At 69.4% G+C, this 25,667-nt stretch carries 20 protein-coding genes; 15 read left to right on the top strand and 5 right to left on the bottom strand.

Going from position 1 to position 25,667, the window contains the following annotated elements; translation table 11 throughout:
• Positions 1 to 246 precede the first annotated feature (246 nt).
• The 14 genes from ACFZDJ_RS00655 to ACFZDJ_RS00590 all read left to right on the top strand — a co-directional run bounded on the left by ACFZDJ_RS00655 (position 247) and on the right by ACFZDJ_RS00590 (position 16,605).
• Positions 247 to 903 (top strand): GntR family transcriptional regulator, encoded by a 657-nt coding sequence (locus ACFZDJ_RS00655; protein WP_384906065.1) that lies wholly within the window; start codon positions 247 to 249, stop codon positions 901 to 903.
• Positions 900 to 1,808 carry a dihydrodipicolinate synthase family protein gene (locus ACFZDJ_RS00650; RefSeq protein ID WP_391055116.1) on the top strand — a complete coding sequence of 303 codons (909 nt, stop codon included), beginning with the start codon at positions 900 to 902 and terminating at the stop codon, positions 1,806 to 1,808. The genes ACFZDJ_RS00655 and ACFZDJ_RS00650 overlap by 4 nt, the downstream gene beginning before the upstream one ends.
• The gene (gene araD, locus ACFZDJ_RS00645) at positions 1,805 to 3,556 is read left to right on the top strand and encodes an L-arabinonate dehydratase (protein ID WP_391055113.1); all 1,752 of its coding nucleotides are present in this window, start codon (positions 1,805 to 1,807) and stop codon (positions 3,554 to 3,556) included. The genes ACFZDJ_RS00650 and araD overlap by 4 nt, the downstream gene beginning before the upstream one ends.
• 163 nt (positions 3,557 to 3,719) lie before the next feature.
• On the top strand, positions 3,720 to 4,655 hold the full coding sequence (locus tag ACFZDJ_RS00640) for a carbohydrate ABC transporter permease (RefSeq protein ID WP_101405858.1): 936 nt from the start codon (positions 3,720 to 3,722) through the stop codon (positions 4,653 to 4,655).
• The gene (locus ACFZDJ_RS00635) at positions 4,652 to 5,554 is read left to right on the top strand and encodes an ABC transporter permease subunit (RefSeq protein ID WP_391055110.1); all 903 of its coding nucleotides are present in this window, start codon (positions 4,652 to 4,654) and stop codon (positions 5,552 to 5,554) included. Before ACFZDJ_RS00640 ends, ACFZDJ_RS00635 begins: the two co-directional genes overlap by 4 nt.
• Entirely contained in the window at positions 5,551 to 6,828 is a 1,278-nt protein-coding gene (locus ACFZDJ_RS00630; RefSeq protein ID WP_391055107.1) for a Gfo/Idh/MocA family oxidoreductase, read from the top strand. Before ACFZDJ_RS00635 ends, ACFZDJ_RS00630 begins: the two co-directional genes overlap by 4 nt.
• A complete protein-coding gene (locus tag ACFZDJ_RS00625; RefSeq protein ID WP_391055105.1) occupies positions 6,825 to 7,679 on the top strand; it encodes a DUF6807 family protein in 855 nt (284 codons plus the stop codon). The genes ACFZDJ_RS00630 and ACFZDJ_RS00625 overlap by 4 nt, the downstream gene beginning before the upstream one ends.
• The gene (locus ACFZDJ_RS00620) at positions 7,679 to 9,247 is read left to right on the top strand and encodes a family 43 glycosylhydrolase (RefSeq protein ID WP_391055102.1); all 1,569 of its coding nucleotides are present in this window, start codon (positions 7,679 to 7,681) and stop codon (positions 9,245 to 9,247) included. The genes ACFZDJ_RS00625 and ACFZDJ_RS00620 overlap by 1 nt, the downstream gene beginning before the upstream one ends.
• Before the next feature lie 45 nt (positions 9,248 to 9,292).
• Entirely contained in the window at positions 9,293 to 10,630 is a 1,338-nt protein-coding gene (locus ACFZDJ_RS00615; RefSeq protein ID WP_391055100.1) for an extracellular solute-binding protein, read from the top strand.
• A 158-nt stretch (positions 10,631 to 10,788) separates the two neighbouring features.
• Positions 10,789 to 11,583, top strand: coding sequence for a GDSL-type esterase/lipase family protein (locus tag ACFZDJ_RS00610; protein ID WP_391055097.1), 795 nt, complete (start codon positions 10,789 to 10,791; stop codon positions 11,581 to 11,583).
• Between the two features lie 40 nt (positions 11,584 to 11,623).
• Positions 11,624 to 12,958 carry a polysaccharide lyase family 1 protein gene (locus ACFZDJ_RS00605; protein WP_390928459.1) on the top strand — a complete coding sequence of 445 codons (1,335 nt, stop codon included), beginning with the start codon at positions 11,624 to 11,626 and terminating at the stop codon, positions 12,956 to 12,958.
• 282 nt (positions 12,959 to 13,240) lie between these two features.
• Positions 13,241 to 14,413: a pectinesterase family protein gene (locus ACFZDJ_RS00600; RefSeq protein WP_391055095.1), complete on the top strand. Its 1,173-nt coding sequence runs from the start codon at positions 13,241 to 13,243 to the stop codon at positions 14,411 to 14,413.
• A gap of 1 nt (position 14,414) precedes the next feature.
• A complete protein-coding gene (locus ACFZDJ_RS00595; protein ID WP_391055093.1) occupies positions 14,415 to 15,431 on the top strand; it encodes a pectinesterase family protein in 1,017 nt (338 codons plus the stop codon).
• Between the two features lie 61 nt (positions 15,432 to 15,492).
• The gene (locus tag ACFZDJ_RS00590) at positions 15,493 to 16,605 is read left to right on the top strand and encodes a chondroitinase-B domain-containing protein (RefSeq protein ID WP_390928464.1); all 1,113 of its coding nucleotides are present in this window, start codon (positions 15,493 to 15,495) and stop codon (positions 16,603 to 16,605) included.
• Positions 16,606 to 16,673: 68 nt separating this feature from the next.
• Here the strand turns inward: ACFZDJ_RS00590 and ACFZDJ_RS00585 are convergent, their stop codons facing one another.
• Genes ACFZDJ_RS00585 through ACFZDJ_RS00570 form a run of 4 tightly spaced genes read right to left on the bottom strand, consistent with a single transcriptional unit; the run spans position 16,674 to position 22,295 of the window.
• Positions 16,674 to 16,985 carry a hypothetical protein gene (locus tag ACFZDJ_RS00585; RefSeq protein ID WP_168490404.1) on the bottom strand — a complete coding sequence of 104 codons (312 nt, stop codon included), beginning with the start codon at positions 16,983 to 16,985 and terminating at the stop codon, positions 16,674 to 16,676.
• Between the two features lie 33 nt (positions 16,986 to 17,018).
• A complete protein-coding gene (locus tag ACFZDJ_RS00580) occupies positions 17,019 to 17,558 on the bottom strand; it encodes a hypothetical protein (RefSeq protein ID WP_391055090.1) in 540 nt (179 codons plus the stop codon).
• 8 nt (positions 17,559 to 17,566) lie between these two features.
• A complete protein-coding gene (locus ACFZDJ_RS00575; protein WP_391055087.1) occupies positions 17,567 to 21,928 on the bottom strand; it encodes an RHS repeat-associated core domain-containing protein in 4,362 nt (1,453 codons plus the stop codon).
• Positions 21,918 to 22,295 carry a hypothetical protein gene (locus tag ACFZDJ_RS00570; RefSeq protein ID WP_168507958.1) on the bottom strand — a complete coding sequence of 126 codons (378 nt, stop codon included), beginning with the start codon at positions 22,293 to 22,295 and terminating at the stop codon, positions 21,918 to 21,920. The genes ACFZDJ_RS00575 and ACFZDJ_RS00570 overlap by 11 nt, the downstream gene beginning before the upstream one ends.
• 232 nt (positions 22,296 to 22,527) lie before the next feature.
• On the opposite strand from ACFZDJ_RS00570, the gene ACFZDJ_RS00565 reads away from it, so the two are divergent.
• The gene (locus ACFZDJ_RS00565; RefSeq protein WP_391055084.1) at positions 22,528 to 23,322 is read left to right on the top strand and encodes an HAD family acid phosphatase; all 795 of its coding nucleotides are present in this window, start codon (positions 22,528 to 22,530) and stop codon (positions 23,320 to 23,322) included.
• Positions 23,323 to 23,340: 18 nt separating this feature from the next.
• Here the strand turns inward: ACFZDJ_RS00565 and ACFZDJ_RS00560 are convergent, their stop codons facing one another.
• The gene (locus ACFZDJ_RS00560; RefSeq protein ID WP_391055081.1) at positions 23,341 to 25,563 is read right to left on the bottom strand and encodes a family 43 glycosylhydrolase; all 2,223 of its coding nucleotides are present in this window, start codon (positions 25,561 to 25,563) and stop codon (positions 23,341 to 23,343) included.
• Positions 25,564 to 25,667: the final 104 nt, after the last annotated feature.

Raw genomic sequence — 25,667 nt, 5'->3', positions numbered from 1 at the left:
CGAAAGCGAACGTCAGGTGAATCTCATCCCCGAGGGTGTTGGCGCCGTCGCCCGGTGGCGGGCGCGGGGGAGCCGCTCGTCACGCACATGGACCGTCCGGCGGCCCGGACCTCCTTGGTCACTCCACCTTCTTTTGTCGCAAGCGTTGACGAAACACGGCTGCGCTCCTACCTTCAACGCGTCGTACTTCGTACGTCATATATGAGACGCGATACACGAGATCAGATACAGATCCGAGAGGCGCGCATGACCTCTGTGCCCATTCCGATCCCGTCCCGCACGCAGTTCGTGCTGGAGGGGATCAAACACCGCATCCTCACCGGGCAGTTGACCCCGGGACAGGCCCTGGTCGAGACCGAGCTCGCCGCACAGTTCGGGGTGTCGAAGACGCCCGTGCGTGAGGCGCTGAAGACCCTGGCCGGCACCGGACTCGTCGTGATGAACCAGTACAAGGGCGTCACGGTGCGCATGGTGGACGCGGACATGGCGCGCGAGGTGTACGACGTGCGGCTGCTGCTGGAGCCGGAGGCGCTGCGGCGGACCGTACGGCGCGCGGCGTCGCTCGACGCCGCGCGCGACGCGCTGACCCGCGCCGACGACGCCTCCGACACCGCCGAACGCTCGCTCGCCAACCGGGAGTTCCACCGCGCCCTGTATGTCTCCTGCGGCAACCCGCTGCTCGGCCGGATGCTCGACGAAGTGCGTGACCAGGCCGCTCTCGTGTCGGCGGTCGCCTGGGCCGCGGACCCGTCCTGGGAGCGCGAGGCCGGCGAGCACCGGGAGATCCTGCGCCTCGCCCTCGACGGTGACTGCGACGGCGCGGCCCGCGCGCTGCACGCCCACATCGAGTCGTTCGTGCAACGGGCCTTCCCCGCGGCCCAGGAAGAGGTTGGACAGGAATGACAGCGACGTACGAGACCCAGCGGGCGGCGCTCGCCGAGGTCGTGGCGATCCCCGTGACCCCCTTCACGGAGGACGGGACGATCGACGGCGACACCCACCGGGCCCTGCTGCGTCGGCTGCTCGACGGCGGCATCCGCACCCTCACCCCGAACGGCAACACCGGTGAGTTCTACGCCCTGACCCCCCAAGAGCGGCAGCTCGTCACCGAGTTGACGATCGACGAGGCCGGCGACCGTGCCACCGTCCTGGTCGGCGTCGGACACGACGTGCCGACCGCCATCGCCTCCGCCCGGCACGCCCGGGAGCTCGGCGCGCAGATGGTGATGGTCCATCAGCCCGTGCACCCCTATGTCTCGGAAGGCGGCTGGGTCGACTACCACCGGGCCATCGCCGAGGCCGTGCCGGAACTGGGCGTCGTGCCCTACATCCGCAACCCGGTGCTGCCCGGCGCCCGGCTCGCCGACCTCGCCGACGTCTGCCCGAACGTGATCGGCGTGAAGTACGCCGTCCCGGACGCGGCCCGCTTCGCCGCCTTCGCCCGGGACGCGGGGCTCGACCGGTTCGTGTGGGTCGCCGGCCTCGCCGAACCGTACGCCCCCTCGTACTTCTCGGCCGGCGCCACGGGCTTCACCTCGGGCCTCGTGAACGTCGCCCCGGCCGTCTCCCTGAACATGATCGAAGCCCTCCGCGCCGGTGACTACCCGGCCGCCATGAAGGTCTGGGAGCAGATCCGCCGCTTCGAGGAGCTGCGCGCGGCGAACACCTCCGCCAACAACGTCACCGTGGTCAAGGAGGCCCTCGCCTCGCTCGGCCTGTGCCGCCGCGAGGTCCGCCCGCCGAGCAGGGAACTGCCCGACTCCGAGCGCGCGGAAGTCGCCGCCATCGCCGCGAGGTGGTCCATATGAGCCAAGGAGGAAGGGAGCCGAAGCGCCCCGAGGAGCTCCGGAGCCATCAGTGGTACGGCAGCGGCGTCTCGTCGGGTCTGCGCTCCTTCAGCCACCGGGCCCGCACCCGCCAGCTCGGCTACCTGCCCGAGGAGCACCTCGGCAAGCCGGTCATCGCGATCCTGAACACCTGGTCCGACATCAACCCCTGTCACGTCCATCTGCGCGACCGCGCGCAGGCCGTGAAGCGGGGGGTGTGGCAGGCCGGGGGCTTCCCGCTCGAGTTCCCGGTCTCCACCCTCAGCGAGACCTTCCAGAAGCCGACCCCGATGCTCTACCGCAACCTGCTGGCGATGGAGACCGAGGAACTGCTGCGCTCGTATCCCGTCGACGGCGCGGTACTGATGGGCGGCTGCGACAAGTCCACGCCCGCCCTGCTCATGGGCGCCGCGTCCGTCGACCTGCCGGCGGTCTTCGTGCCCGCCGGGCCGATGCTGCCCGGTCACTGGCGGGGCGAGGTCCTCGGTTCCGGCACCGACATGTGGAAGTACTGGGACGACAAGCGCGCCGGACTCATCGGCGACTGCGAGATGACCGAGCTGGAGAGCGGGCTCGCGCGCTCTCCGGGGCACTGCATGACCATGGGTACGGCGTCCACGCTGACGGCCGCCGCCGAGGCGCTCGGGGTGACCGTGCCCGGCGCGTCCAGCATCCCCGCCGTCGACTCCGGGCACGACCGGATGGCGGCCGCGGCGGGCCTGAGGATCGTCGAACTCGTCCGCCAGGACCGGAAGCTGTCCGACATCCTCACCGCGGACGCGTTCGAGGACGCGGTGACGACCGTCCTCGGGCTCGGCGGTTCCACCAACGCCGTGATCCATCTGATCGCCATGGCGGGCCGCTCGGGTGTCACCCTCACGCTCGACGACTTCGACCGGATCGCGCGGACCGTGCCGGTGCTCGCGAACGTCCGGCCCGGCGGCCGGAAGTACCTCATGGAGGACTTCCACTTCGCCGGCGGTCTGCCCGGGTTCCTCTCGCGGATCACCGATCTGCTGCACCTGGACCGGCCGACGGTGTCGTACGACAGCATGCGTGAGCAGCTGGCCGGCGCCCAGGTGCACGACGACGACGTCATCCGCACCCGGCACAACCCGGTCGCGGCCGAGGGGGGAGTCGCCGTACTGCGCGGCAACCTCTGCCCCGACGGAGCCGTCATCAAGCACATCGCCGCCGAGCCGCACCTGCTCGAGCACACCGGTCCCGCGGTCGTCTTCGACGACTACAAGACCATGCAGCGGACCATCAACGACCCGTCGCTCGGCATCACGGCGGACAGCGTGCTGGTGCTGCGGGGCTCCGGGCCCAAGGGCGGTCCCGGCATGCCGGAGTACGGGATGCTGCCCATCCCCGACCATCTGCTGAAGCAGGGGGTACGGGACATGGTGCGGATCTCCGACGCCCGGATGAGCGGCACGAGTTACGGCGCCTGTGTGCTGCACGTGGCGCCCGAGTCGCACATCGGCGGACCGCTCGCCCTGGTACGCACCGGGGACACGATCACCCTCGACGTCGGGGCACGGTCGCTCCAGCTCAACGTGGACGACGAGGAGTTGGAGCGGCGCAGGGCGGAGTGGACGGCGCCGCCCGAACGCTACGAGCGCGGGTACGGGGCGCTCTACAACGAGCAGATCACCCAGGCGGACACCGGCTGCGACTTCGCGTTCCTGGCCCGGCCGGGGAAGGTGCCGGACCCGTACGCGGGCTGAGCGTGCCCGCGAGGACCGCCCCTCTTTGAGTCTCACCTGATCGACATCTCGAACAGCAAGCAGTGATGAGTAAACAGCAAGCGCTTCACCCATGTGTACGTAGCAAGCGCTTCCTGTCGGTAGAGCAAGTGTTCCACGGCACCCGCCAGAACGGAGAACAGTCATGGCCCAAGCCGCAGTCGTGGCGAAACAGCCCGCGCCACCCCGGCGGCGCCGTGGCTCGGCGACGCCCCGCAAGCTGCCGTATCTGCTGATCGCCCCGGCGGGCCTGCTGATGCTGGGCTTCATCGCCTACCCGGTCATCAGCGTCTTCTACTACAGCCTGCAGAACTACAACCCCACTAAACCATGGCGCAACGGCTTCGCGGGCCTCGACAACTTCACCCACGCCTTCACCAGCGACCCCCAGTTCTGGGACACACTCACCTTCAGCGCCAAGTGGGTCTTCGTGGAGGTCGGCCTGCAACTGCTCTTCGGGCTCGCGCTCGCGCTGATCGTCAACCAGACCTTCGTGGGACGGGCCGTCGGCCGCGCGCTGGTCTTCTCGCCCTGGGCCGTCTCCGGTGTGCTGACCTCCGCGATCTGGGTGCTGCTCTACAACTCCCAGACCGGCATCACCCGTTACCTGGCCGACGCGGGCATCGGCCAGTACGGCACCAGCTGGCTGTCGGACACCTCCACCGTCTTCCCGGCGGCCGTGGTCGCCGACCTGTGGCGCGGTGTCCCCTTCTTCGCGATCCTGATCCTCGCCGACCTCCAGTCCGTCTCCAAGGACCTGTACGAGGCCGCCGAGGTCGACGGCGCCAGCCGCTTCAAGCAGTTCCTGCACATCACGCTGCCGCACCTGAAGGACGCCATCATCCTGTCCACGCTGCTGCGCGCGGTCTGGGAGTTCAACAACGTCGACCTGCTCTACACGCTGACGGGCGGTGGTCCCGCGGGCGAGACGACGACCCTCCCGCTCTACATCGCCAACACCAGCGTCGACGCCCACAACTTCGGCTACGCGTCCGCCCTCACCACGGTCGCGTTCGTGATTCTGCTCTTCTGTTCGGTCGTCTATCTGCGACTGAGCAAGTTCGGAGGCGGGGACAAGTGATCACCAAGGACGCCACGATCAGCGCCCCCGCGGCGCCCGCCCCGCTCGCCGAGGAACCCCGGGAGCGCCCGGGCAGGAAGCGCCGCGCCTGGGACGAGGTCCCGCGATGGCACATCTACCTCCCGCTCTCCCTCTACCTCCTCTTCACCCTGATCCCCTTCTACTGGATCCTGCTCTTCGCGCTCCGCCCGGCCGGCTCGACCTCGCTCGTGCCGTGGCCCATGACCTTCGACCACTTCGACAAGGTGTGGAACGACCGCAGCTTCGGGACCTACTTCCAGAACAGCGTGCTCATCGCCGTCGCCACGCTGGTGATGACGACCCTCGTCGCCCTCGCCGGCGGGTACGCCCTGGCCCGATTCGACTTCAGGATCAAGCGCGGCTTCATGCTGGCGCTGCTCTGCTCCCAGTTCGTGCCGGGCGCGCTGCTCCTGGTCCCGCTCTTCCAGATCTTCGCCAAGCTCCAGATGATCAACTCGCTGGGCAGCGTCATCATCGCCGAGACGGTCTTCCAGCTGCCGCTGTCGATGATCCTCATCAGCGGGTTCATCAGGAACGTCCCGTACTCGCTCGAAGAGGCCGCCTGGGTCGACGGCTGCGACCGCTTCACCGCCTTCCGGATCGTCGTCCTGCCCCTGCTGCGGCCCGGGCTGATCGCCGTCGGCTCCTTCGCCTTCGTGCACGCCTGGAACCACTTCCTGTTCGCCCTGATGTTCCTCAGCGACCAGAGCAAGCAGACCATCCCCGTCGGCCTCAACACGCTGATGAGCTCCGACAGCGTCGACCTGGGCGCGCTCGCCGCGGGCGGCATCATCGCGGCCGTCCCCGTCGTCATCGTCTTCGCCTTCATCCAGAAGTGGCTGATCACCGGGTTCAGCGCGGGGGCGGTGAAGGGATGAGGCCCGCCGAGGAATTCCCGTTGAGCACGTCCACCGGACAACTGCCCCTTCCCGTAGTTCTCGCGGGTGCGCGCGGTCACGGCCGCTGGCACCTGGAGAACATCCGCCGGCTCCAGGACAAGGGGCTCGTGCGGCTGGCGGGCATCTGCGAGCTGACCCCGCTCAGCGCGCAGGAACTGAACGGGCAGAGGGTCGAGCAGTCGGCCGACTTCGGCGCCCTCCTCGACTCCACCGGCGCCGCGATCGCCGTGATCTGCACGCCCATCCCCACCCACACCGACCTGGCGCTGATCGCCGCGGGCAAGGGCGTACACCTGCTGCTGGAGAAGCCGCCCGCGCCGTCGTACGCCGAGTTCCGCCGGATGGCCGACGGGGTCGCCGCGGCCGGGGTCGTCTGCCAGATCGGGTTCCAGTCGCTCGGTTCGCACGCCGTGCCCGCGATCCGGAAGCTGATCGCGCAGGGGGTGATCGGCCAGGTGACCGGGATCGGCGGGGCGGGCGCCTGGGCGCGCGACGAGGCGTACTACCGGCGGGCGCCGTGGGCGGGCAAGCGCCGTCTGAACGGCGTGGACGTGATCGACGGTGCGCTCACCAACCCCCTCGCACACGCCGTCGCCACCGCCCTGGCGCTCGACGGATCCACCCGCGCCGAGGACGTCACCGCGATCGAGACCGAGCTGCTGCACGCCAACGACATCGAGTCCGACGACACGTCCTGCGTACGGATCACCACCCCGCGGGGCCGGGTCACCGTCGCCGCCACGCTCTGTGCCGAGCGGCCCGGCGAACCGTACGTCCTGGTGCACGGCAGCAGCGGCCGGATCACCTTCTGGTACAAGCAGGACCGGGTGCTGGTGCAGCGGTCCGGGCACGGCCCGGAGGAGATCGAGTACGGCCGCACGGACCTGCTGGAGAACCTGGTCGCGCATCTGACGGAGGGTGCCGAACTGCTGGTCGCGCCGGATGCGACGGGTGCCTTCATGAAGGTGGTGGAGGCGATCCGGCAGGCGCCGGACCCGCTCGCGCTGCCCGCCGACGCCTGGGAGCCGCTCCCCGGGGAGAACCGCAGGGTCGTGCCCGGCATCGACGGACTCGTCGCGGCCGCCGCCGACACCCTCGCCCTCTACTCCGAGCTCGGCGCGTCCTGGGCCCGGCCGCACCAGGCCCCGAACCGAGCCCCGAACGACGTTCCGAGCGACGTCCCGAACAAGGCCGCGAACAGGGCCGCGAGCAGGGCCGCGAACCAGGTGGGAAACGAGGTGAGCACCCCATGAACCACGCACAGAGCACCGACTCGCTCGTCCTGCGCGTCGCGGGCCGCCCGGTCGGCCGGTACGTCACCCGGCCCGAACTCGCGCCCCGCCTCTCGCCGCGCCCCTACCTCCACCCGGTCACCACCCTGGCCGGCACGGCCGTCACCGAGCTCAGCCCCGCCGACCACACCCACCACCTCGGCGTCGGTGTCGCCGTTCCCGACGTCGAGGGGCACAACTTCTGGGGCGGGCGCACCTACGTCCGCGACCAGGGACCCACCGAGCTGGCCAACCACGGCGCCCAGCGGCACTCCGGTTTCCAGCTGCGCGACCCGGACGGCTTCGTGGAGGAGCTGCGCTGGGTGGCCGCGGGCGGCGAGCTGCTGCGGGAGCGCCGTACGGTCGCCGTCACCGAACTCACCGACTCCGCCTGGGCGTTGGACTTCACCTTCTCCCTCACCAACACGACCACCCGCCCCCTCTCGATCGGCAGCCCGGCCACCAACGGGCGGCCCGGGGCGGCCTACGGAGGCTTCTTCTGGCGGGCCCGCAAGGAAGCGCGGGCGCCGCGCGTCTTCACCGCCGACACCGAGGGCGAGGAGGCGGTCCACGGGGCCCCCGCCGACTGGCTCGCCCTCGTGGGCGCGGGCTGGACCCTCGTCTTCGCCGGGGCCACCGCCGCGACCCGCCGCGACCCGTGGTTCGTGCGCACCACCGAGTACCCGGGCGTCGGCTCCTCCCTCGCGCACACCGAACGGCTGCCGATCCCGCCCGGGGAGACGGTCGTACGCCGGATCGTCACCGTCGTCGCGGACGGCGCCCTCGGCAGCAGCGAGGCCGCGGCGCTGGTACGCAAGGCGGTGAGCCCCTGATGGCGCTGCCCTCCGCGGACCTCGGCGACGGCACCTACCGCAACCCCGTCCTCGACGCCGACTGGTCCGACCCCGACCTGCTGTGCGTGGGCGACGACTTCTACCTCACCGCCTCCAGCTTCGGCCGCGTGCCCGGCCTGCCGCTCCTGCACTCCCGCGACCTGGTCAACTGGACGCTCGTCGGGCACGCCCTCCAACTCCTCGAGCCCGCGAAGGAATTCACGAAGCCCCGGCACGACTGCGGTGTGTGGGCCCCGTCCCTGCGGTACCACGACGACCGCTTCTGGATCTTCTGGGGCGACCCCGACCACGGCATCTTCCAGGTCAACGCCTCGGAGATCCGCGGTCCCTGGACCCGGCCGCACCTGGTCAAGGAGGGCAAGGGCCTCATCGACGCCTGCCCGCTGTGGGACGAGGAGACCGGCGAGGCGTATCTCGTGCACGCCTGGGCCAAGTCCCGTGCGGGCGTCAAGAACCGGCTCACCGGCCACCGTATGCGCCCCGACGGCACCGGGCTGCTCGACGAGGGCAAGGTGATCATCGACGCGGACGTGATCCCGGGCTGGTTCACCCTCGAAGGGCCCAAGGCCTACCGGCACGACGGCTGGTTCTGGATCTTCGCACCCGCCGGGGGAGTGGAGACCGGCTGGCAGGGCGCCTTCCGCTCGCGCGGCTTCTTCGGCCCGTACGAGGAGCGGGTGGTGCTGGAGCAGGGGGACACCGAGGTCAACGGCCCCCACCAGGGCAGCTGGGTGCGCACGGGGGCCGGCGAGGACTGGTTCGCGCACTTCCAGCAGCGCGGGCCCTACGGGCGGGTCGTCCACCTCCAGCCGATGCGCTGGGGCGCCGACAGTTGGCCGGTGCTCGGTGACGAGGGCGCCCCCGTGGCCGTACACCGCAAGCCGCGACTGCCGCCGCAGCCGCCCTGCGCGCCCGCCACCGACGACGACTTCCCCGGCGGCCGGTTCGGACGGCAGTGGCAGTGGACCGCCAACCCGCAGGACGGCTGGGCCACCCAGCACTCGGGCGACGGGCTGCGGCTGAGCTGCGTACGGACGGCGGACGCGCACGACCTGCGCAGACTGCCGAACGTCCTCACTCAGCGGTTACCCGGCAGTCCCGCCACCGTCGAGGTGGAGCTGCGCCTCGACAGCGAGGAGCCCAGGGCGCGGGCGGGGCTCGCGGTGCTCGGGGACGCCTTCAGCTGGATCGGGCTCCAGCGGGAGGCGGACGGGTCGGTGCGGCTCGTGCACCGGTTCGCCGAGTCGGTCGGCATGGGGGCACCTCCCACGCCTTTGGGGCAGTGGCGGAGGGAGCGCGACGCCGCACCTTCGCGAGAGGCGCCCGAGGGGCGGGCCCGGCTGTGGATCGAGAGCGGGGCGGGGGCGCGCTGCCGGTTCTCGTACGACGTCGGGGGCGGCCGGCAGTCCTGCGGCCAGGTCTTCGCCGCCACCTCCTGGCGCTGGGTCGGCGCCCTGCTCGGACTTTTCGCACGCGCGCCCGTCGGCCCGGGACACGCCGGCGCGGCCTCGTTCACGCGGTTCCGCATCACCAGTTCCTCCCGCTGACAAGACCACACAACCCCGTTGGATCCAGAAGAAGAGAGCCGATCAATGAAGATCAACATCCACAGAACCGGGCGTGCCGCGACGGTCGTCGCCCTGGGCTCCGTGCTTGCGCTCACCGCCACCGCCTGCGGCGACAACGGCAGCGGAGCGGCGGGCGACAAGGGCACCGAGGGCTCCGGCAAGGGCGAGATCACCTTCTGGGACAACAACGGCGGTGTCCGCACCGACATCTGGAAGCAGATCATCGCGGACTTCGAGAAGAAGTACCCGGACATCAAGGTCAAGTACGTCGGCATCCCGGCGGCGAGCGCCCAGTCGAAGTACGACACCGCCATCCAGGGCGGCGGCCTGCCCGACGTCGGCGGTGTGGGCACCGCGATGCTCGCCGAGGTCGCCGTCCAGGGCGCGCTTGAGCCGCTGGACAGCCGGCTCAAGGGGAGCTCGCTGAACGGCAAGCTGAGCCAGAACCTGCTCGACGTCAGCCGGGCCGCGGGCGGCGGTGACGCCCTGTACCAGGTGCCGACCTCCGCCAACAACGGCACGCTCTGGTACCGGACGGACCTGTTCAAGGCGGCGGGACTGGACGCCCCGACCACCTGGTCGAAGTTCTACGGCGCCGCCGACAAGCTCACCGACAAGGGCAAGAACAAGTTCGGCTTCACCATCCGGGGCGGCGAGGGCGCCATCGCGCCGGCCCTCGACGCGGTGTACGGCCAGACCGGCATCACCTCGTTCTGGAACGGCGACAAGACCACCGTCAACGACCCGAAGAACGTCGCCGCCCTCGAGAAGTACATCGCCCTGTACAAGAAGGACACCCCGTCCGCCGACGTCAACAACGACTTCACCAAGATGGTCGCCCAGTGGGACAGCGGCACCATCGGCATGCTCAGCCACAACCTCGGCTCCTACCAGGACCACGTGAAGGCGCTGGGCGCGGAGAAGTTCCGCGGCATCCCGAACCCGACGCAGGACGACGGCACCCGCGTGCAGGTGTCCAACCCGGTCGACGGGATGAGCCTGTTCAAGTCCAGCAAGAACAAGGCGGCCGGCTGGAAGTTCATCGAGTTCGCCCTCTCGGCGGCGGAGAACTCCAAGTTCAACGAGTCGGCGGGACAGGTCCCGGCGAACACCGACGCCGCGAAGGACGCGTGGATCCAGAAGGCCGAGCCCACCAAGCTGGCCGCGGAGGCGCTGAACGGGGCCGGTACCAAGATCGTGCAGCTGCCGTACTACCTGCCGGACTGGAACACGATCTCCAAGTCCGACAACGAGCCGAACTTCCAGAAGCTGCTGCTCGGGAAGATGAGCGCGAAGCAGTTCCTGGACACGTTGGCTGACCAGTTGAACAAGGCTCAGGCGGACTGGAAGGCGAACCACTAGCTCAGCCGGCCGGGCGCGGTCGGTTCGGGGGCGCGGGGTTGTCTTGCGGCCCCCGGACCGGTTGTGGCTGGTCGCGCCCACGCGGCGGAGCCGCACATTGATACAGCCCCGCGCCCCTGAAGGGGCGCGCCCCTCACCCCCGGTTGAAAGGCACCCCTGTGTCCCTCACCCGCAGACAGGTCACCTCGGCGGCCCTTGCCGCCGTTCCCGTTGCCCTTGCGGCAACCGGCGCCGCACAAGCCGCCCAGCGTCGCCGCACCCTCTACATCGCCGGTGACTCCACCGCCGCCCAGAAGTACGCCGACGCCGCGCCCGAGACCGGGTGGGGCATGGCGCTTGCGTTCTTTCTGCGGGAGCACCTGGAAGTCTCCAATCACGCCGTGAACGGACGGAGTTCGAAGAGTTTCGTCGACGAGGGGCGGCTCGGCGTCATCCTCGACGTGATCCGGCCCGGTGACTTCCTGCTCATCCAGTTCGGGCACAACGACGAGAAGAGCGCCGACCCGACGCGCTACACCGAGCCCTGGACGACGTACCAGGACTACCTGCGGCAGTACGTCTACGGGGCGCGGGCCCGTGGCGCGCGGCCCGTGCTCGCCACCCCCGTCGAGCGCAGAAAGTTCGACGCGGACGGCAACGCCGTGCCGACCCACGGCGACTACCCGGCGGCGATGCGCGCCCTCGCCGAACAGGAGCGCGTGGCGCTGCTCGACATCCAGGCCCTGTCGATCGCCCTGTGGCAGCGGCTCGGCGTCGAGGAGACCAAGAAGTACTTCAACTGGACCGCGACCGAGCAGGACAACACCCACTTCAACCCGCCGGGCGCGATCGCCGTGGCCCGTCTCGTCGCGGCCGAGCTGCTGCGCCGCCGGGTGCTGGCGCACCGGGACGTGTGCCGGCTGGACGAGGAAGTCCCCGAGTCCTGGATCACCTGGCCGGACGCGGCCGCGTAACCCCCTTCCACAGAACCTCCGCCAGAAGGAGAGCCGCACAGTGAACCCACAGATATGGCATGGCCATGCCACGGCCAGGCCGGTGGCGACAGCCCTGCTGGTCGGTTGCACCGCCCTGGCCCTCGCTGTCACCGGCACCACCGCCCAGGCCCAGGCCCGGTCGGGCGACCTCGGTCGAGGGACCCTCGCCGCCGGTGACGGCTGGGGCTCCTACGGCACGGGGACCTCCGGTGGTGCGGCGGCCGACGCCGCGCACGTGTACACCGTCACCACCTGGGCCGAGTTCAAGGCCGCGCTGAAGAGCGGCGGCACCGCCCCGAAGATCATCCAGGTGAAGGGCACGATCGACGCCAACGCCGAGGGCTGCGACTCCTTCGCCGCGCCGGGCTACGACTTCGACGCCTATCTGCAGAAGTACTCGCCGGAGAACTGGGGATACGGCACCAACCTGGACGCCGAGCCCGACGACAGCCCCGAAGGCCTGCGCCGCGCCTCCGCCGCCGCCCAGGACACCGCCATCAAGGCGGAGATCCCCGCCAACACCACCCTCGTCGGCCTCGGCAAGGGCGCGGGGTTCAAGGGCGCCAGCCTCCAGATCAAGGCCGTGGACAACGTCATCGTCCGCAACCTCACCTTCGAGAGCCCGCTCGACTGCTTCCCGCAGTGGGACCCGACCGACACCTCCGTCGGCAACTGGAACTCCGAGTACGACAGCGCGGTGGTGTACGGCTCGACGCACGTCTGGCTGGACCACAACACCTTCACCGACGGGGACCACCCCGACAGCACGCTGCCCACGTACTTCGGCCGGATCTTCGAGCAGCACGACGGCGAGCTGGACATCGTCAAGGGCGCGGACTACGTGACCGCCTCCTGGAACGTCTTCGCCGACCACGACAAGACGATCCTCATCGGCAACAGCGACAGCGCGTCCACCGCCGCGGTCGACCGGGGCCACCTCAAGGTCACCTTCCACCACAACCTGTTCTCGAACCTCGTCGAGCGCGCGCCCCGGGTCCGCTTCGGCCAGGTCGACTCGTACAACAACCACTTCGTCGCGGGCGACGGCTACTCCTACAGCTACGGCATCGGCATGGAGTCCCAACTCGTCGCCGAGCACAACGCGTTCACGCTGCCCGCCGGGGTCAGTGCGGCGACCGTCCTGAAGAAGTGGAAGGAGGCGCCGCTCACGGCGGCGGACAACTACGTCAACGGGGCGGCCACCGACCTGATCGCCGTGCACAACGCGGAGATCCCGGCGGAGACACTGCAGTCCGGGGCCGGATGGACGCCGACCCTGCGGACCAAGGTCGACTCGCCCAGGGCGGTGCCGCGGATCGTGGACCACGGGGCGGGCGCCGGAAAGATCTGCTGACCAGCTGATCCGGCCGGCCAGCTGATCCGGCCGGCCAGCTGATCCGGCCGGCCAGCTGATCCGGCCGGCCAGCTGATCCGGTCGACCAGCTGATCGGGCTGACCAGCCGACTCGGTCGGCCGGCTGATCCGGTCGAACCGGCTCCGATCGTTCCACCCCTCCCGGTCAGGCCGGAGCGGCTCCGCACCGCCCCTCACCCAGGGCGCGCCGCTCCGGCCCCTCGTCCCTCCCGCAGAGCCCGCGAGGCCTTGGAGCCTCGCGGCACAGCGAAGGAGCATCGCCATGCTCTCCCGCACCACCGCACCCGGCCCTGCCGTCCCCAGCCGGAGAACCTTCCTCGTCGCCAGTGCCGGAGCCGCTCTCGCGCTCGGCCTCGCGACTCCCGCGCGGGCCCAGGCACGGCCCCAGGAGAAATCTCCCTTCGGGCGTTACGGTTCGCCGTCCACCCGGCTCACCGAGCGGACCCTGTACGTCCACCCCGGCGGCCTCGGCGACCACACCACCGTCCAGGCCGCCGTCAGCGCCGGTGGGGGCACCTCCCAGGCGTCAAGCACGGGGGGAGGGGCCGGATACACCCTGGTCATCGCGCCGGGAACGTACCGCGAGACCGTCGCCGTCGGCGTCGCCCGTACGGAGATGACCTGGATCGGCGCCTCCGGGGACCCCCGTGACGTCGTCGTCGTGTACGACAACGCCAACGGCACCCCGAAGCCCGGCGGCGGCACCTACGGGACCACCGGGTCGGCCACCACCACCGTGCAGGCCGACGGATTCACCGCCCGTGGGATCACCTTCGCCAACGACTTCCTGCGTGCCGACCACCCCGAGATCACCGGCACCCAGGCGGTCGCCGTCAAGGTGCAGGGCGACCGCTCGGCGTTCGTGGGGTGCCGGTTCCTGGGCCACCAGGACACGCTGTACGCCGACTCGCTCGCGCTCGGCACCTTCGCCCGCCAGTACTACCGCGACTGCTACGTCGAGGGTGACGTGGACTTCGTCTTCGGCCGGGCGACCGCCGTCTTCGAGCGCTGCCACTTCCGCACCCTGAACCGCACGGACCTGGCGGCCGCCCCGTACGGCTTCGTCTTCGCCCCCTCCACCGCGCTCGCCAACCCGCGCGGCTACCTGGTCACCCACGGCCGTGTCAGCAGCGAGGCCCCGGACGCGTACTACAAGCTCGCCCGCCCCTGGGTGCCCGGCTCGGACACCACCGCCCGGCCCATGCTGACCGTCCGCGACACCCGCCTCGCCGCCGGGATCGACGCGGTCGCGCCCTACACCGACATGGCGGACGCCCACCCCTGGCAGAGCCAGCGCTTCGCCGAGTACCGGAACACGGGGCCGGGCGCGGTGATCAGCGTCCCGGAGAACCGACCCCAACTGAGCCCCGCCGAGGCCGAGTCGGCGACCCGGGAGGCGTATCTCGGCGACTGGACGCCGTGGAAGGGGTGCTGAGATGCGCCGACGCGCCTTCCTCACCACGGCCGGTGCGCTCACCGTCCTCGGCGCGACTCCCGCCTTCGCGGGCGGGCGCCGGGTGCTGCACGTCCGCCCCGGTGACTCCGTCCAGGCCGCCGTCGACGCGGTGACCGGCGCCGACTGGACGATCGTCGTGCACCCGGGCACCTACCGCGAGGTCGTGAACATCCCCGCCGACAAGGCCGACCTGACACTGCGCGGTGCCACCCGCGACCCGCGCGACGCCGTCATCGTGTACGACAATGCCAACGGCACACAGAAGCCGGACGGCTCGGGGACGTACGGCACCGCCGGCTCCGCCACCTTCACCTCGGCGGCACCGGGGCTCACCGTGCACGGGCTGACGCTCGCCAACGACTGGCTGCGCGCCGACCACCCGGACATCACCGGGACACAGGCGGTGGCGGCGTACGTCACCGGGGACCGCTCGTCCTTCACCCAGGTCCGCCTGCTGGCACACCAGGACACCCTGTTCGCGGACACGACGGCCCTGACCGCCTTCGACCGCCAGTACTTCCGCGACTGCTACATCCAGGGTGACGTCGACTTCGTCTTCGGGCGGGCCACCGCCGTCTTCGAGCGCTGCCACTTCCACACCCTCGACCGGGACGTCACCTTCAGACCTGAGGGGATGGTCTTCGCGCCCTCCACGGCCCGCGCCAACCCGCACGGCTTCCTGGCCCTGCGAGGCCGGGTCACCTCGGGCGCGCAGGACGGGGCGTACAAGATCGCGCGGCCGTGGGTGCCGTCGTACGAGACGACGGCCTGGCCGTCCCTGGTCGTACGGGAGACGGAACTCGGCCCCGGCATCGACGCGGTGGCGCCCTACGTCACCATGCGCGAGGCCTACCCCTGGCAGTCCATGCGCTTTCGCGAGTACCGCAACACCGGCCCCGGCGCGGAGATCACGGTGCCGGAGAACCGTCCCCAGCTCACGGACACGGAAGCCGTGTCGCACACGCGTGCGGCGTATCTCGGCGACTGGTGCCCGTGATGTCCCCGCACCGATCACCGCGGTAGCTCCCCCACCCGCATCGACGAAAGGACCGCACTCCATGTCTCGTCGAACCGCTCTCGCCCTCGGCGCCACCCTGGCGCTCGGCGCCGGACTCGCCGTCCTGCCCACCCAGGCCCAGGCGGCGACCGTCGTCGTCAGCACCACGGCCGACCTCACCAGCGCCATCAAGAACGCCACCGCCGGCACCGTCATCCAGGTGCGCGCCGGCACGTACCATCCGACGGCCACCCTCCAGTCGACGGCCAACGGCACCTCGTCGAGCCCCGTCACCCTCCAGGCGTACGGCTCGGAGACGGTGAAGATCGACGGTTCGTCGCTGCCCGCCGGGGACTGGATCTTCAAGCTGACCGCCGACTACTGGAACGTCTCCAACCTGACCTTCCAGAACTCCCCGGACAGCGCGGTCGTCTGCCAGTCCTGCACCGGCACGAACTGGAACAACATCAAGACCATCAACGGCGGCGACTCCGGCTTCACCCTCACGGGTGACGGCACCGTCAACAACACGGTCAAGAACATCGACTCGTACGGCAACTACGACGCCGCGGGCCACGGCGAGAACGCGGACGGCGTCGCCGTGAAGTTCGGCTCCGGCACCGGCAACCTGATCACCGGCGCCCGCCTGTACAACAACTCGGACGACGGCATCGACTTCTGGTCCTTCTCGTCCCCCGTCACCGTCGAGCACACCTGGTCCTTCGGCAACGGGAAGAACCGCTGGGGCGACTCGGCCTTCGCGGGTGACGGCAACGGCTACAAGCTGGGCGGTGACGGCGAGGTCGTCGCGCACGTCGTCAACAACTCCGCCGCCTGGGACGACGCCGGCAACGGCTTCACCGAGAACTCCAACACCGGCTCGATCGTCATCAACCGCACCACCGCGTACGCCAACGGCAAGTACGGCTACTACTTCGCCACCAGCTCCGCGAAGCTCGGCAAGAACCTGGCCGTCGGCAACGGCAGCGCGGCCGTCTCCAAGGGGTCCTCCGTCACGTCTTCCGGCAACAACTGGGACTCGGGCATCTCCACCCCGTCCTTCGTCTCCACGGACGCGTCGACGACATACAACTCCCGCACGTCCGACGGCTCGCTGCCCGCGACGACATTCCTGACGACGGGCAGCACGACGATCGGCGCCACGATGAACTAGCTCTCAGCAACCGTCCCGTGCGGGAAGCGGCAGGGCCGACCGCTTCCCGCGCGTACGTCGACGCACACTCAGCCCAAGTGCCACAGGGCGTACGCCACCACGCACAGGATCACACCGGCGAACGCCATCAGCGCACCCAGGAACCGGAGATAGCCAGGGGTCGCGAAAAGGGTGGGCGACCCGCCCAGGCGCCCCATCGCCGCCCAGCTCTCCTCGTTCTTGCGGCGAATCCGCTCGGAGCGCCGGGTGGTGATCCCCCGCACGTCGAACGCCCAGCCCACCCCGCACCACAGGGCGACCAGGCCGCCCAGCAGGAACACGGCGAGGACGACCGGCGAGGGGCCGTGCGACCCCGCGGCGAGGTTGAATCCGTCAGTCAATTTTCAGATCCCTTTCGAGGTGTTCATTTCGCATTATTTCTGGCGGACTTCGACCGGCCACGGGCTGCCGGTGCCGGTCGATGCGGAGTAGTCCCCGCGCTGAATCTCAAGGAGTGCCTCGCTCGAGTAGCTCTCGATGTCCTCTACATATGGCGGGAGGCCGGGGTGATGGCTGGAGAATGTCACATTGGCCGTGAGGACATCGTCGTCGATTCCGCCCATCGAAAGAGAGACGTAGGCGCACACGGAGTTCTTCCCGAATTGGTCTGCCGCGCTTTCGAGGCATGCGAAGGAGTAGGCGAGACATCGGCGGAGAAGCTGCTCCTCGCGGCTTTGTCCGGATTCGGGAAGATCGTAGTCGGTCATTCCGCGACCGTTGACCGAGGTCTCTTCCTGGACCACGTCGAAGAAGGATCCGACCGTGCCCTCAGTCAATTCGGTCAACAGGACGGCGCCATCGGAGCCGACCGTCCAACCTCGTCCGGCGACATCCCGGAAGGGCAACGGAATGTCCGGTTCGGACAGTCGGGTGAGGTCGGTCCGCTGCATCATGGCGGCCATCATTCTGTTCATGCGCATGTCTATCCCTCGCCCAGAGCGGCGAGTCCCTTTCTGATGGCCGCGATGAATCCCGGATTGTTCCCCACGGCCTTCAATACTGAACGGGGGAGTCCGTCGAACTGTCCGGTCTCAAAATTGTACTGGTACTTTGCGCTCTTGTTCGTCTGGTCCTGGAAGTGCAGTTGGCCGGGGCGCTGCCCAGGGTTGGGATTTTCTACGTCGATTCGGTAGGGGCCCTGATTCCAGAGGGTTTTACTGGTGATCTGCGGACCGTTGGCGCCGATCATTCCCGCGGACTTGGGGTCGCGTATTCCGTACAGATCCCGCATGTCCTGAACGCGGTCGTCCACGGCCTTCGGGTGGTACGGGTCGTCCTTGAACGCGGGCTGGGAGCTGTAACCCTCCCTGAGCTGCGGGCAGGGTCCCAGGCCGAGCGGGTCCGACCAGGAGTACGGGTTGTGAACATACGCGGCCGGATTGGGGGCCGGCGCCAGACCGAGGGGGTCGGGCGAGAGATAGCGTGCGGTTTCGGGATCGTAGTAGCGGAAGTAGTTGTAGTGCAGACCCGTTTCCGGGTCGGCGTACTGGCCGGGGAAACGGAGGGGGCAGTCCGTGCCCGCCCTCCCTCGGTCCTCGGGGCCGGGGAGACTGGTGCCCCACAGGCCGGTGCGCCGCTGCCAGGTCACCTCGCCGTCGGCGGTGACCAGTTCGGCGGGGGCGCCTACGGCGTCCGTGACGATCGCGTGGAACCGGACGGCGCGATCGCCCGTGGTCTCCTCGGCCAGCCGGGCCAGGAAGGATTCCTGTGGGCCGCGCGGCGTTGGTGTGCGCTCGGTCTGCGCGACCGGCCGGTGTGTGTCGGGGGAGTAGTCCCAAGAGGTGACGCGGCCGTCGGGGGAGACCTGCTCGGCCAGGCGGGTGCCGTCCCACGAGAAGTCCGTGCGCGCGGTGACCGAACCGTCCTCGGCGAGGCGCACCTTGGCGACGCGACGTCCGAGAGGGTCGTACAGGTACTGCCAGTGCTCGCCGTCCGGGGTGGTCACCCCGGCAAGCCGGTCCTCGGCACTCCACGCGTACGTCCACGTGCGCCGCTGCCCGTTCAGGAGCATGCGTGCCCTGCGCACGAGTCGGCCCTGGGCGTCGTGATCGTACGTCGTGCGATCGGCACTGCGGATGCGGGTGCCGTCGAAGGTGCGCTCGCCGGGCGCCTCGTGGGCCGGGGCGGTGGCGTGTGTGAGGTTGCCCGCGGTGTCGTAGGCGTACGTCTCGCTCCAGCCGAGGGCGCGAACCCGGGTGACCCGGCCCGAGGCGTCCAGTTCGAATGACCGGGTGCCGGAGGTGAGTTCACGGATCTCGGTGAGATAGCCATCGGGGCGATAGGCATAGGAGCGGTGCTGGAGAAGACGGTCGCCCGCCCCGTCTCCGGTGTCGGTCACCGCCTGGGACATGAGGCGTCCAGCGGGGTCCCAGCTCTGGGAGAGCCGCACGTGATCGCCGACAAGACGCCGTGTCTCCTGGCCGGCCGCGTCGTACTCGAACCTCAGCTCTCCGGCGTCTGTACAGAGTGCGACCGCGCGGCCCACCGGATCGTAGGTCCAGTGTGAAGCGAGTCCGGACGGTGTGGTGCGACGGGTGGTGCGCCCCAGGGTGTCGTAGGCGAACGCGGTCGTACGGCCATTGACGGTCTCGCTGATGGTGCGGCCCGCCGCGTCGTACGCGAAACCGATCTCGGCGTCCGCGTTGCTCGCGGTGGCCAGACGGCCGCTCGCCGCGTAGGTGTAGACCGTCGTCCTGCCGGTGTCGTCGCGCTGCTCGGTGACACGGCCGAGCGTGTCCCGTGTGAAGTGCAGCGTCTCGCCCGCGCCGTTTCCGCGCGAGACGAGTGCGCCCGTCGCGTCGTGCTCGTAGGCGAGGACTCGGCCGTCGAAGTCGGTCTCCGCGACGAGGCGCCCCGCCCTGTCGTACGAGTACGACCACGTTCGGCCCTGCGGGTTGGTGACGCCCGTGAGGCGCAGCTCCGTGTCATGCGTGAACGTGTAGGTCGTGCCGTCCGGCGCGGTACGGGTGGCGGGGGCGTCGAACGGGGCGACGGAGTGGCGCGTGACGTTCCCCGCAAGGTCTGTGTGGGTCAGGAGATTGCCCTCGGCGTCCCAGGCCCACGACTCACGGGCGCCGTCCGGGAGTTCACGCCACTCAGGTCGGCCCTCGACCGACCAGCTCATCCGCGTCGTGCGGCCCAGCGGATCGGCGACCCCTACGATCCGGCCGAAGGTGTCGCGGCGGATGGTGGTGACCTGCCCGAGTTCGTCGGTGACCGCCACGGGGAGCCCGGCGGAATTGGAAGTGACCACCCGTGTGTGGCCGAGGGCATCGGTCAGGGTGGCCAGATGACCGGACTCGTCGTACGTGCAGCGGGTCTCGGCGCCGAGGGGGTCGCGGGTGGTGAGCAGATTGCCGCGGGAGTCGTAGGTGTGGCGCCACTCGGCACCACCGGGCTCAAGCACGTGGGCGGGCAGACCGAACGCGGTGTACGTCGCGCTCGCCACCGACCCGTCCGGCAGGGTGAGCTCGGTGAGGTTCCCGGCGCCGTCGTAGGCGAATCGGGTGGCACGCCCCAGCGGATCGGTGACGGCGAGGGGACGGGCCCCGTACGCGTCCCACTCCGTGCGCGTGACGTGCCCGAGCGGGTCCGTCTCCTCGACGACCAGGCCCTCTGCGTTGTATCGATGGCTGGAGACGCGGCCGAGGGAGTCGGTGTACGTCGTCGTGGACGCGTCGTCGTCGTACGTCAGCGTGCCCGACAGGATGCCGTCGACGCCCTCGGTGCGCACGACGCGGCCGCGTTCGTCGTAGACGTACGAGAACCAGGTGCCATTGCGGTCGGTCCAGCGCGTCATCCGGCCCTGGTCGTCGTAGGTGAACCGCAGTGGCTCACCGCTGGAGTTGACGACCTCGGTGAGGTTGCCGGACGGGTCGTAGCCGTACCGCATGACGACCGTGCCCTCGCCCACCGGGCCGTCGGGGCCGTAGCGGGACGGGGCCTCGTCGAGCAGGCGCAGGGCCGTGATGCGGGGGCCCCGGGTGTCGACGGCCAGGTAGTAGCCGCCCGAGTGGCGGATCCCGAACGGCACGCCCTCGTCGTCGCGTTCGACGTCGATGCGGGCGCCGTTGCGGTCGCTCCAGGAGTCCAGCGGGAGGTGTACGACGCCGAACGAGCCCGACGAGAAGGGGGTGCTGAAGGTGCGGACGACTCCGGAGCCGGGGTCGGTGATGGTCATGACACCGTCGGGCTTGCCGTCCCAGAGCAGCGGCCAGCGGGCGCCCTTCACGGGGAGGGTCGGTACGTCCGGCTCCGGTACGGGATACACGAGCCGCATGCCGTCCGCCGCCGCGAACACGACGCCCTCGCCGTCGATCTGCACGCACTCGTCGAGGGTGGAGATCCAGGTCGGGCCGAAACAGACGCCGCCGCGGTAGGAGGAGAGGTGGGTGCGCTGGAAGAGAAGCGGGAGGGAGGCCGGCAGCGTCACGTCGGTCTGGGCCATCAACATGGCACCGGTCGCCACGTCGATCGGCTCGCCCACGCACGGGACGCGGTCGGCCTGGCGGGCCGACGGCCCCAGCTCGACCAGGTCGGGGCGGAGCGACGGCGGGCGCAGCAGGAGGGGAGTGGTGTCGCTGAACGCGCCTTCCACGCCCGCCTTCAGTACGCCGCTGCCCGCGCCCAGCGCGCCGCCGAAGATCATCCCGTCCTTGGCGGCCTGGTTGACCTCGTCCAGGCTGAAGCCCTGCTGTAGACCGGTGACCATCTTCAGGGGCTGGGCCACGGCCAGATCGACGGTGACCGACTCGATCCCGCCGAAGGCCGCCGCGACCAGGGTGCCCGCCGCTATCTCCGCGACGGTGGCGGAGACGGCGATGCCCATGGTGGCGCCGAACTCGATGATGGCGTCGGCCGCCGCGACGGCGGCTCCGGAGGCGAGGCCCGCCGTGAAGAAGGCCAGTGCCACCCCGCCCGCGATCACGGCGGCGTCGATGCCGATCTGCGTCCAGAGTTTGTTGATGGCGTCGTCGATGGCGTCCGCGAACTTGTCCAGGGCCTTCGCCATCGCCCGGGACGACTCCGCCAGGTCGCTCAGCCAGCCGGCGTCCTTGCCCTTGGCGTAGCGGCTCCAGAACTTCTCGAACGCGTCGATCGATTCGCCGGAGTTGTGGTGGATGAGGGAGGACGCACTCGTGTGCACCGGTCCCCGCACGTCGTCGACCGCGTCGGCGAAGGTGCGCCAGGCGGTCGCCGCGGCCCGCAGCGAACCGGAGTTGGCGTCCGGCCACCACAGGCCCAACTTCAGCAGGATCTTCTTGGCCTCGTCCTCAACGCTCACCGGAACCGTCGCTCCCCGACTTGTCGGTCCCGCCGGTCTTCACCTCGGTGAACATTCCCGCGATCAGCTGGTCGTTGTCGACGGTGCCGTCCGCCAGGTCGTTCATGGCCTCGTGGATGCTCACCAGGCCGAGCACGAGGGTGCCCGCCGCGCTCTCCATCTTCTTCTGCATCGGCGAGTAGGCGTCCCCGAACTCCTTGCCCTGTTTGTCGTCGCCCCAGGGTTTTCCCAGGCTGTCCAGGGTGGTGACGAGGGTGGTGAGTGCCTTGCTGAGGTTCTTGGCCCCTTCGTGGAAGTCCGGCGCCGCGCGCTTGAGATCGGCGGTGTGGATGTGCAGAACCATGCCGTCGCCGTTGCCATCACCCATGCGGCTCTCCCCGTCTGACGCATCGTTCGCATGTGCGTTCCGACCCTAGGAGAACCGGTTCAAGGGAAGGTCAAGTCGACACCACCTGCGGGCAATGCATCCAGGGAGATGCCGCCCGCGGGTGAGGTCTCGATCGGATAAAGCCTCTCGCATGGCATGCGTGATGCGCGTAGACATTCCCTGACCTGGTGCGGAATGACCTGGTCACCCATCACCCAGATCCGGAGAATCCATGCGGAAGTCCCTCAGAGCGGCAGCCATCGCGGCCGCTTGTGCCGTCGCCGGCGGTGCTCTCTACGGCACGGGCGTCGCCACGGCCGGTCAGTCGACGGCCAACTCGACCCACGAGCCCTACAACATCGGGCTCCTGGTCAAGGACATCGACACCTACTACGGCACCACGCTCGACAGCAACGGCGTGTACCAGGCGTCCAAGGACAGCCAGTACGCCAAGGACCTGGCGCGCCTGGAGTCGGACGCCAAGCGCTACATCGACAAGGCGGCGCACAAGGCGAAGCACCGGGGCGAGAAGCCCGCGGTCGTCTTCGACATCGACGACACGCTGCTGCTCTCCCTCGACTACGAGAAGAAGACCAACTACACGTACAACTCGGCCACCTGGGCCGCGTACGTGGCCCAGGCCGACCGTCCGGCGGTCTTCGGCACCCCCGAACTCGTCGCGTACGCCAAGTCCAAGGGTGTCGAGGTCTTCTACAACTCGGGCCTCAAGGAGTCGCAGCGCGGCTCCGCGGTCGCGAACCTGAAGAAGGTCGGCGCCGACATCAATCTCGACGCCGACCACATGTTCCTCAAGGACGCGGCCAACCCGCCGTCCTATCTGAGCGCCTGCGCCACGGCCGCGGCCTGGAACTGCACCACCGTGCAGTACAAGTCCGGCACCCGGGGGCACATCGAGTCCCTCGGGTACGACATCGTCGCCAACTTCGGCGACCAGTACTCCGACCTCGACGGCGGCTACGCCGACAAGACGTTCAAGCTCCCGAACCCGACGTACTTCGTCAGCTGAGTCATGGGCTGAGTCCTCTCAGGAGCGGTCGGTCCGCACGGGGCGGATCGATTCCAGGGTCGGCACCACCGGTTCGATCGTTCCGTCGGCCGCGAACTCCATGCGGTCGATGGTGGTCTCCCGGTGTGTGCCGTCCCCGCCCGCCCTCCCGGGGCCGTTCAGGGCGAAGCGGTGGTAGACGATGTACCAGTCGTCGGTGCCGGGGACGTTCACCACGGAGTGATGTCCGGTGCCCTTGATGCCGTACTCAGGGCGCTTAAACAGGATCGTGCCCCGCTTGGTCCACGGACCGAGTGGGGACGGTCCGGTCGCGTAGGCGACGTGGTAGTTCTCGCTGCGGGTGTCGTCCTCGGACCACATGAAGTAGTACGTGCCCTGCCGCTTGACGACGAAGGACCCCTCACGGAAGTCGGGTTGCGTGATGTCCCGCACCTTCGAGGCGTCGAACGACATCATGTCGGCGTTCAGCGGCACCACGTACCCATGGCCGTTGCCCCAGTACAGATACGACCGGCCGTCGTCGTCCGTGAACACCGCCGGGTCGATCATCTGACCGGTGAACTGCCCCTTGCCGACCAGGGGTTTGCCCAGCGCGTCCTTGAAGGGACCGGCCGGGGAGTCGGACACCGCCACGCCGATCTGCTGCTCGGCACAGAAGTAGAAGTAGTACTTGCCGTCGCGTTCGGCGATCGCCGGGGCCCAGGCGTTCTTGTCCGCCCAGGACACATCGGGTCCCAGGTCCAGGATCACACCGTGGTCCTTCCAGTGGACCAGGTCCTTCGACGAGTACGCCTTGAAGCTCGTCCCGCTCCAGCCCGCATGGCCGTCCGTCGTCGGATAGATCCAGTACTGGCCGTCCAGGTAATGGACGTCCGGGTCGGCGTTGAGGCCGGGGAGGACCGGGCTGCGGTTGGGTACCGCCTCGACCGTCCAGGTCCGGTTCGTCCCGTCCGGGGCCGTCACGGTGTAGGTGCGGGGGGTGCGGAAGTCCCGGCGTGTGCCCGAGGCCGGGCTGACCTTCGCGCCCGCGCCGACCGCGAGGGTGGGGGCCAGGTGCCTGAGGTCGGTGTCCGGCTTCATCGGCAGGACGACCTTCGAGGCCGACTCGGTGACGATCGCGTACCCGTTCTGGCCCTTCGCGGTCGCGTCCACGACCGACGTGCCGGTTGTCGGATAGGCGGCCAGCAGCCGGTCGTACTCCGCCCGCGTCACCGGCATCACCGTGCCGTGCCGGGGGCTCGCGGGCAACTGGTAGTTCGTCGACATGGTCCACTTGCCCGAGTCGAGGTCGGTCGTCTCGAAGGGGACGTAACCCCGGCTGCCGTACTCGTCGATGAACAGGTACCACTTGTTCCCGGTGTTGGACTTGAAGACCGTCGGGCCCTCGCCGCGGTCGATCGAGCCGCTGCCGATGCAGTCGGAGACGAAGTCGTACGTGGTGCTGGTCAGGGAGGTCGACTTCTCGCCGGTGATGAACTTCGAGCAGGGGCTGGAGGAACTGGGGTCGCGCTCGTCCTTGGTGTAGCGGTAGTAACTGCCCTTGTTCTTGATGACCGTCGAGTCGATCACCGAGTAGCCCGGGTCGTCCCAGACCTTCGGCTCACTGAAGGTGCGGAAGTCCTTCGTGGTGGCGTACAGCATCTTGTTGTACGTCGATCCGGTGTGGTCCGGGTCGTCGTCGGCGTACAGCTTCGACGCCCAGAAGACGACGTACTCACCGAGGGAGTCGTCCCAATAGGCCTCCGGCGCCCAGGTGTTGCCCGCGTTGTCGGGGGCCACCTTCACCAGGCGCTGGTCGGTCCAGTGCACCAGGTCGGTGGACTCCCAGATCATGATGGACCTGCTGCCGTGCCGCTGCACGTAGTCCCAGCTGCCGCTGGAGTTCTGGTACATCTTCAGGTCGGTGGCGATGAGGAAGAACTTGTCGCCCTCGGGGGAGCGGATCACGAACGGGTCGCGCAACCCCTTCTCCCCGATGGTGGAGGTCAGGACGGGACTGCCCGCGTTCAATTCCCGCCAGTGCAAAGGGTCGTTGCCGCGGCTCAGCGCATAGCGGATCTGCTCGCCGTCGGCCGTGCCCTCGCCGGTGAAGTAGGCGAAGAGATAACCGGCGTACTTCGGTTCGTTCACGTGCGATGCTCCCGATGGTGACGGTGACGCGGGGCTCGGTGGGGCGGCCAGCAGGCCCAGGAGGAGCGCGAGGACGGGGATCAGGAGCGCGCGGGCGGTGCGGCGTCGCATGACACATCCTGTCGGAGTCTGGTGGATTCTGTGGGGGAAGCGCTCTCGGAGTGTTGCCAGTTGGGGGACAGCACGTCAATCGATGAGGGCGGCACGACGGCCGG

This window comes from Streptomyces sp. NPDC007896 (assembly GCF_042959425.1).
Classification (GTDB): Bacteria; Actinomycetota; Actinomycetes; order Streptomycetales; family Streptomycetaceae; genus Streptomyces.
This window is presented reverse-complemented; position numbering and strand designations above follow the sequence as displayed.